The 7,491-nt window shown below is 51.2% G+C and carries 6 protein-coding genes and 1 riboswitch; of the genes, 2 read left to right on the plus strand and 4 right to left on the minus strand.

Features of this window, described 5'->3' with window-relative positions; all coding sequences use genetic code 11:
* Both A4E54_RS04630 and A4E54_RS04635 read left to right on the plus strand, forming a co-directional pair.
* The coding region (locus A4E54_RS04630; RefSeq protein ID WP_286724679.1) for an efflux RND transporter periplasmic adaptor subunit at positions 1-474 on the plus strand (474 nt) is incomplete at its 5' end.
* Positions 475-523: 49 nt separating this feature from the next.
* The gene (locus tag A4E54_RS04635) at positions 524-3,592 is read left to right on the plus strand and encodes an efflux RND transporter permease subunit (protein ID WP_240084018.1); all 3,069 of its coding nucleotides are present in this window, start codon (positions 524-526) and stop codon (positions 3,590-3,592) included.
* Here A4E54_RS04635 and A4E54_RS04640 read toward each other — a convergent pair.
* The 4 genes from A4E54_RS04640 to A4E54_RS04655 form a co-directional block, all read right to left on the minus strand.
* Positions 3,589-4,764 (minus strand): phosphoribosylaminoimidazolecarboxamide formyltransferase, encoded by a 1,176-nt coding sequence (locus A4E54_RS04640; RefSeq protein WP_286724682.1) that lies wholly within the window; start codon positions 4,762-4,764, stop codon positions 3,589-3,591. The two genes, A4E54_RS04635 and A4E54_RS04640, sit on opposite strands and share 4 nt — an antisense overlap.
* A gap of 38 nt (positions 4,765-4,802) precedes the next feature.
* Positions 4,803-4,885: riboswitch (ZMP/ZTP riboswitch) on the minus strand.
* A gap of 89 nt (positions 4,886-4,974) precedes the next feature.
* Positions 4,975-5,241, minus strand: a complete 267-nt coding sequence (locus tag A4E54_RS04645; protein WP_240084016.1) for a DUF1540 domain-containing protein — start codon at positions 5,239-5,241, stop codon at positions 4,975-4,977.
* Between the two features lie 118 nt (positions 5,242-5,359).
* Entirely contained in the window at positions 5,360-6,346 is a 987-nt protein-coding gene (gene msrB, locus A4E54_RS04650; protein WP_286724684.1) for a peptide-methionine (R)-S-oxide reductase MsrB, read from the minus strand.
* Positions 6,347-6,461: 115 nt separating this feature from the next.
* Positions 6,462-7,289 (minus strand): endonuclease VIII, encoded by an 828-nt coding sequence (locus A4E54_RS04655; protein ID WP_286724687.1) that lies wholly within the window; start codon positions 7,287-7,289, stop codon positions 6,462-6,464.
* Positions 7,290-7,491: the final 202 nt, after the last annotated feature.

Consider the following 7,491-nt stretch of genomic DNA (forward strand, 5'->3'; position numbering starts at 1 on the left):
GGAGACCTTGACCAGATCAAGATAGAGGTTACTGTCGCGGCAATAGAACTAAATAACTGGCAGGCGGGCGACCCGGTTGACGTTACCAGTCCTGATCAGCCGGGACGGAACTGGCCGGGTGAGGTCGCTCTCGTTCACCCCGCGGTAGACAGTGAGACAGGTACTTTTTTAATAGAAGTGCAGGCGGATAACCCCGGCCATATCCTCAAGCCGGGTATGGTAGCCCGTGTGGCGAGCCGGCGTCAGACCCCCGCCGCGGTTTGGGTGCCGGTGGGGGCGCTGGTCAAGCGAGGCGCGGAAGTTACCGTTTTTGTAGTCCGTGATGAGCAAAGTTTTGCCAAAACTATTGTAACCGGCGAAACAATCGGCAACCAGATTGAGGTGATTACCGGGCTTGACCCCGGAGAGGAGCTCGTCGTCCGGGGAGGGCTGTATTTGCATGACGGCGACCCCGTGTTAAGGCAAAAATCCTGAAGGAACCTCCACGGCGATTAATAATTCACCAATATGAGGTGGTAGACTGGTGCTGCGCAAAATACTTGAATACAAAAAAATTACCATGGTATTCTTCGTCGCGGCAGCGCTGTGGGGAATGATGAACTTCTTCACCATACCCCGGCAGGAAGACCCGGATATTACCCTGCTTGTCGCCAGGGTAGTGACCACCTACCCCGGAGCAAATCCGGAAAAAGTGGAAAAGCTGGTTACCAAACCCCTGGAAGAAGGCTTTGAAGCGATTAAAGGAGTAAAAAAAATCGAGTCGACCTCTTCTGAAAGCCTCTCTGTGATCATGATTGAGGTTTATCCCGGCACGGACACCAAAAAAGCCTGGGACGACGTACGCTATAAGATTGACGAGGTGCGCCAAAGCCTGCCTGATGAAACCTCAGAACCCCAGCTTAATACAGAGTTGATCCGCACCTGCATGATGGTCCTGCACCTGGAGGCCCCTAATATGGACTACCTCGAGTTGGAAGCCGTCAGCCGCACAGTCAAGGACGAGCTGAAGGGGCTGCCGGGCGTGGCGGAAATCCAGCGGGAAGGGCTGCCCGACAGGGAGATCCAGGTGGTCCTCGACATGGAGCGTATGGCCCGTTTTAACCTGACCTGGAGCCAGGTGGCCGACGCTATCAAAGCCCGCAACATCACGATACCGGGCGGCAAACTAAAGGAGCAGCCCTACGGCCTGGCTATCCAGACCACCGGCGAATATCTCGACCCGCAGGTTATTGCCGGGACAATTTTAAAGGTTACTCCGGAAGGAAACTCGGTTTACCTCCGCGATATAGCGGCAGTTAGTCTCTGTACCGCCGACCCCGCCGTGCTGGTTCGCTCTAATGGAACACCCGGCGTTTCCCTGGTGCTCTTTCCTAAAGAAAATATAGACCGGGTCAAGACAGCCGCCAACATCCGGGCATATATCAAGCATAATATAGGCCCCGCTCTTCCTGCCGGGGTTACTCCGCACATTATCTTTGACCAGGCCGTCAATACCCGTGCTCAGTTTAACCATCTTTACCAGGAGCTTTTCATCGGTATGGGCATTGTTTTTTTGGTGTGTCTGCTCGCTTTGCCGCCCTTTGGCGCCCTGCTGGTGGCCGTGGCGATACCGCTCTCGGTTTTGCTCGGCATGGGCCCGCTTGGGATGATGGACCTTAAGCTGCACCAGATTTCCGTGGCCGCGCTGGTTATCGTACTGGGAATCCTGGTGGATGACTCCATCGTCACCAACGACAACATTCAGCGCCACCTGGAACTGGGCGATACGCCGATGCAGGCCGCCACCCTGGGCATTCGCGAGGTGGCCTACTCCATCACCAACGCCACCGTCGCCACTATAGCCGCCTTCGCCCCACTTTTTCTGCTTGAGGGAAACATTGGTGAATTCATTTTTGCCATTCCCCAGGTTGTCACGGTTACCCTGCTGGCCTCCCTGGTGGTATCCCTGTTTCTGACACCTATTGTCAGGCTCTACCTCGCTTCCCGCCCAACCAGGCCGGCGCGGGGCATTGTAAGCGTTTTTTTCCAAAGGAAGGGCGGACTGGCGGAAGGAACTTACCTGCGCCTGCTGGCTTTTTACCGTAGATCCATTGACCTGGCTTTAAGCAGGCCCTGGCGAACCGTGGCCATGGCTGTGCTCTTCATGGGAGTCAGCCTCTCCCTTTTCCCCTTTACCGGCAAAACCTTATTCCCTTCCGCTGAACGCAATGAGTTTCTAATTGACATTACAACTCCCACCACCGCCACCCTGGAAGAAACCTTAAACAAGGTCATGGAGGTAGAGGCGGTCCTGGCGGAACAGCCGGAAATAAAGGTAATCGCCAGCTATACGGGAAAATCCTTTCCACAGTTCTATTACAATGAAACCAAGTATGTCAGCGGGTCCAACAAGGCCGGCATTTACGTGAGCACGCGCACCGACAGGGGTATGAGGAAACCTGCCCAACTGGTTGAATTACTGCGCAGCCGGCTCAGAGAGGAGATTCCCGGCGCTAACATCCTGGTCCGCAACCTGGAGCAAGGAATTCCCGTAGGCGCGCCGGTGGCAGTCCGCATCAAGGGGGAGGACCTCGAAACCCTGCGCGCCCTGGCCGGCGATATCAGCGCCAGGCTGCGGGATATACCCGGCGCAATCAACGTGGATGATACCATGGGTCCGGATATCTTTCAATACAAAGTTCAAGTTGACGAGGAACGGGCCAACCGTCTCGGGGTGACCAACCTGGCCGTTGCCTCCACAGTACTGCTAATGACTGACGGCATGGCGGTCTCCACCTACCAGCTCCCGGACGAGCAGATCAATGTAGTACTAAAAGCCGCTAAAAACCAGCCAATACCGCTTGAGCAGCTAAAAAGCCTTCCTGTGCCTTCCAGTGTCAACGGGGCGGGCATTCCGCTCAACCAGTTGGCTGAAATCACCCCAACCTGGGCCGTGAGCCAAATCAACCGCAACCAGTTGGTAAGAACCGTCACAGTAAGCAGCTACACTCAAGGCCGCCTCCCCTCGGAGGTAGTCAAGGAGCTGCAGAACAGCCTGCGCTCCTACCCGCTGCCGCAGGGGTATGAAATTGAATACGGCGGCGAGCAAGAGGAGAGCAATAAGTCTTTTACGGACTTGGCCCACCTGTCCCTGATGGTAATGGTCATCATTTACTTGCTGCTGGCAGTGCAGTTCAATTCCCTGCTTAAGCCGCTGATCATCATGGTAACGGTTTTCTTGGGAGTTTGCGGGGCGCTGGCAGGTATTTTCCTGACCGGAAACCCCATCGGCTTTATGGCCGCGCTGGGCGTCTTCAGCCTGGCAGGTGTTGTGGTGCGAAACGGCATAGTCCTAATCGAGTTCGTGGAATTGGCCGTAAAGGAAGGCAAGCCGCTGCGGGAAGCCCTGGCACAGGCCGGGCAGGCCCGCCTGCGCCCGATCCTCCTGACCATGCTTTCCGCCGTCGGCGGGCTGGCCCCCATGGCTATAGCGGGCAGTTCGTTGTGGCAGCCGATGGCCATCGCGATTAGCTCAGGTCTGATTATCTCGACAGCCCTCACCCTCTACGTCATTCCAACCCTTTACCTGCTGCTGGAGAACTGGAAGCATTAATGATGAAACAGCCGCAGCCCCGTTATTGCCATCAGCATACCGTATTCATCGCACGCGCGGATTACAATATCATCCCTGATCGAGCCGCCCGGCTGCACTATATATTTGACCCCGCTTCGATAAGCCCGGTCAATATTGTCTCTGAAGGGGAAGAATGCGTCAGAGCCCAGTGTTACATTACCTAACCCTTTCAGCCAGGCTTCCTTCTCACTTGGGGAAAGCCGGTCAGGAACCACTTCAAACAGATCATTCAACATATCAAGCTCATGTTCCGTGGTATCGTACCTGACCAGCAAATCGATGGCATTGTCACGCTCCGGCCTTCCCACGCCTTGTTTAAATTTTAAACTCAATACCTTGGGATGCTTTTTGAGATGCCAGATGTCCGCCTTATCTCCCGCAAGCCGTGTGCAGTGAATCCGCGACTGTTGCCCCGCGCCATTGCCAATAACTTGGCCGTCGGAAACAAAGCAGACTGAATTGGACTGGGTGTACTTCAGGGTGAGCATCGCAATGATCATATCCCTCTTCGCTTCATCAGGCAAATCTTTATTTTCCGTCACGATATTTTTCAAGTCATCAAAACCGGGAATGATATTGTTTCGCTTCTGCGCAAACTCAATGCCGTATACGCACTTTACATCCATTTCGCCCGGCTCGTAATCACGCTCAATTTCAATGATATTGTATTTCCCGCCTTTTTTCTGCTTCAATATCTCAAGAGCTTCTGCGGTATACCCGGGAGCGATAATGCCGTCGGAAACTTCTTTCTTTAAAATCATCGCCGTGGCTTTATCCACCGTGTCGCTTAAAGCAGCCCAATCCCCAAAGGAAGACATCCTGTCAGCCCCCCTGGCGCGGGCGTAGGCTGACGCGATTGGCGACAGTTCCAGGCCGATGTCGTCGACAAAATATGATTTTTTCAGTTCGTCCGACAGCGGCAGCCCGATAGCCGCTCCGGCGGGACTGATATGTTTGAAGGAAGTCGCCGCCGGAACATTTAAAGCGGCCTTCAGATCCTTCACCAACTGCCATGAATTTAACGCATCCAGGAAGTTGATATAACCCGGATTTCCATTCAAAACCTTGAGCGGCAGTTCTCCCACGGTTGCCCTTATTTCCGCCGGTTTTTGATGCGGGTTGCACCCATATTTCAGTTCATAATTTTTCATTTAAATCCCCCTCTCAAAAATTAAGCCGCCTGGGCTAAATATTTTACCCAGGCGGCCGGCAATCATCCCAATCATGCTCCCTGTTGTTCATTCAACTCATCCGCCAGTCACATGATCTATACTCCAATTCTTTAACTTAGTATAAGTGATTTCCCCATATGCTGTCAATAATGAGACCCGGCGGTATTATGCCGGGTCCCTGCCAGTTCATTACATTCTTTTCACTTTATCCGCGTTCACTTTACCGGAACCTTTAGATACATAGGTTTTGCATGCTGTTGACGTACAGTCTCCCGCAGTTTCGGGAGTAAGCTGGCTCGCCATCGGAGCATCTACTTGATCCGGTTGACTTTCAGCGAAATTGTTGGTGGAAACGAGTATTTCATTCGCATTGCACATATTACCTTGCGCCCAGTAGTGACAGTCGTTCACAATACAATGAATGTGTTGTTGCTGCATTCTTTTCATTCCTTTCATTTATCAATTTGCCGCGCTAATATTTTTTGCTGAGAAAAAAATATTATGCAAGATTAAAGCAGGCATAATTTAATAAATGAATACTGATGAAAGGAGCTTTATGACTGCCGGCGGTATTCTAATCAAAAATACTGCGATAATTACCGTATCCTTCCTTTTCCAGGTCTTCCTTCGGAATGAATCGCAGGGCGGCGGAATTGATGCAATAGCGCAAGCCGGACGGCGCCGGCCCATCGCTGAAAACGTGGCCAAGATGCGAATCAGCTTCCCGGCTGCGCACTTCCGTGCGAACCATGCCGTGGCTCAAATCTTTTTTCTCAATAACACTTTCCTCTTGAACCGGCCTGGTAAAGCTCGGCCAGCCGCACCCCGAGTCAAATTTATCTTTAGAACTGAAAAGCGGCTCGCCGGAAACGACATCAACGTATATGCCTTCACGTTTGTTGTCCCAGTACTCGTTCTTGAAAGGCGGTTCGGTGGCGTTGTTCCGCGTCACTTCATATTGAAGGCCGGTTAGCTTCCCTTTCAACCGCTCTTTGCCTGTTTCTTTTTCTTTCCCCCAGTACTGTCCAGCAAAAGCGTCACGTCCCGAGCTCATGCGGTACCTGGCATAGTGGCAAGGGTACTTCTTATAGTAATGTTGATGGTACTCCTCAGCCGGATAAAACACCGTAGCCGGAAGAATCCGCGTGACAACAGGCATGTCAAACCGGCCGCTTTCAATGAGCTCTCTTTTGGATATTTCCGCTTTTTGCCTTTGCCGCTCATTATGGTAAAAAACAGCCGTCCGGTACGACTCTCCCCTGTCGTAAAACTGACCCTCTTCATCTGTTGGATCAATTTGCCGCCAGTAAACGTCCAAAAGTTTTTCATAAGGTAAAATACCTGGATCGAAGCATACTTGCACCACTTCACAGTGGCCAGTGTCGCCGGAACAAACCTCTTCATAAGTGGGATGCTCCTTATGTCCCCCCATGTAACCTGACACTACGCTGATGACTCCAGCCAGCCTTTCAAAAGGCGCCACCATGCACCAGAAACACCCTCCGGCAAAGGTTGCCAGTTCATAGCGCTTGTCATCCGCGTTGACTTCGGCGTTATCCACGCAAATCACCCCGCACTTTTGATGCTTCCTAATAGCATGCCCTTTTTTGTCATATTTCTCATAGCAACATTTATTTCCATATCATCAAAACGGCAAGCGGTTTTTGTTTGAGGATTTAAAACACCTGACAATTTTCACAATAATAGACGCTGCCCCCCATATAGCTTTCCTTTTTGATCGAGCCTGCGCAGACAGGACATTGATGTCCAACACTATTTTTGCTCATCATAGTTTTATAACCACCGTTCTTGCCGAACAAATCCTTCATGGTATCTCTGCCGCCCTGTTCCGCCATATCCGAGAGTACCGTTTTAACCGAATGAAACAAACGCGCTTTATGCTCATCTGATAATGTGTTTATCTTACGTTTCGGATGTATTTGGGCTTGCCACAAAATATCCTGCAGCACACCGTTGCCAAGCCCGGGTATGCGCTGTCCGGTCGCGAGAAAAGCCTTCGCGCTTAATTTCTGCACATCCTGCGAGGATATCAGCTGCTCAAAATAGCTCTTGTCAAACCCGTCCGACAATGGCGACGGTTTTTCCTTGGCAACTTTATAATAAGGATTATCAAGCTCGCCGTCACGAAAGCACATTATTCCGCCATACATCTGAATTGTTGCGCTCACAGCCGATAAATCAGCAAATTCAATTAATAGCTGGTGCTTTGGGGGACGTCTTTCCTTTGGACCATGATAACGGAACCCGACTCCATCCCCGATTAATATAACGGCCGTGCCTGCTTTAATTTCAACAAAACCGCCATATCCGTTTGCCGCAGCGATGGTTTTTCCGGCGAGCAAATCATGGTAATTTTGCGGATCTCCATGATACCACGCAAACTTATGCGGAGTATAGGCGGCAATAACACTTTTTATCCGTTTTCCGCCAACTGTATCATTAATCTGACTTGCCAGCGTCAAAGCTTCCGGCAGTTCAATCATAATTAATCACCAAGCCTGTTTATAACCAATTTTTGTTATAAAATGCTTGCCCATTAAGCTCTTGCCCTGAATCATTATTATACATACGTCAGCAATTCTTTAACCTAACCCCACATGCCCGCAGGGTACAACCACCCATGAAAATGAGGCAGGTGATTTGCAAGAAAGAGATATTCTGCTAAATTTAGATTATCAGGGTCAA

Source organism: Pelotomaculum sp. PtaB.Bin117, from assembly GCF_002067195.1.
Taxonomy (GTDB): domain Bacteria; phylum Bacillota; class Desulfotomaculia; order Desulfotomaculales; family Pelotomaculaceae; genus Pelotomaculum_D; species Pelotomaculum_D terephthalicicum.

What these genes read in the sequence shown, in the direction of transcription:
- A4E54_RS04645 (WP_240084016.1), bottom strand. Translation starts at nt 5,241, where the DNA reads ATGAAAGGAATGAAAAGAATGCAGCAACAACACATTCATTGTATTGTG.
- A4E54_RS04640 (WP_286724682.1), bottom strand. Translation starts at nt 4,764, where the DNA reads ATGAAAAATTATGAACTGAAATATGGGTGCAACCCGCATCAAAAACCG.
- A4E54_RS04655 (WP_286724687.1), bottom strand. Translation starts at nt 7,289, where the DNA reads ATGATTGAACTGCCGGAAGCTTTGACGCTGGCAAGTCAGATTAATGAT.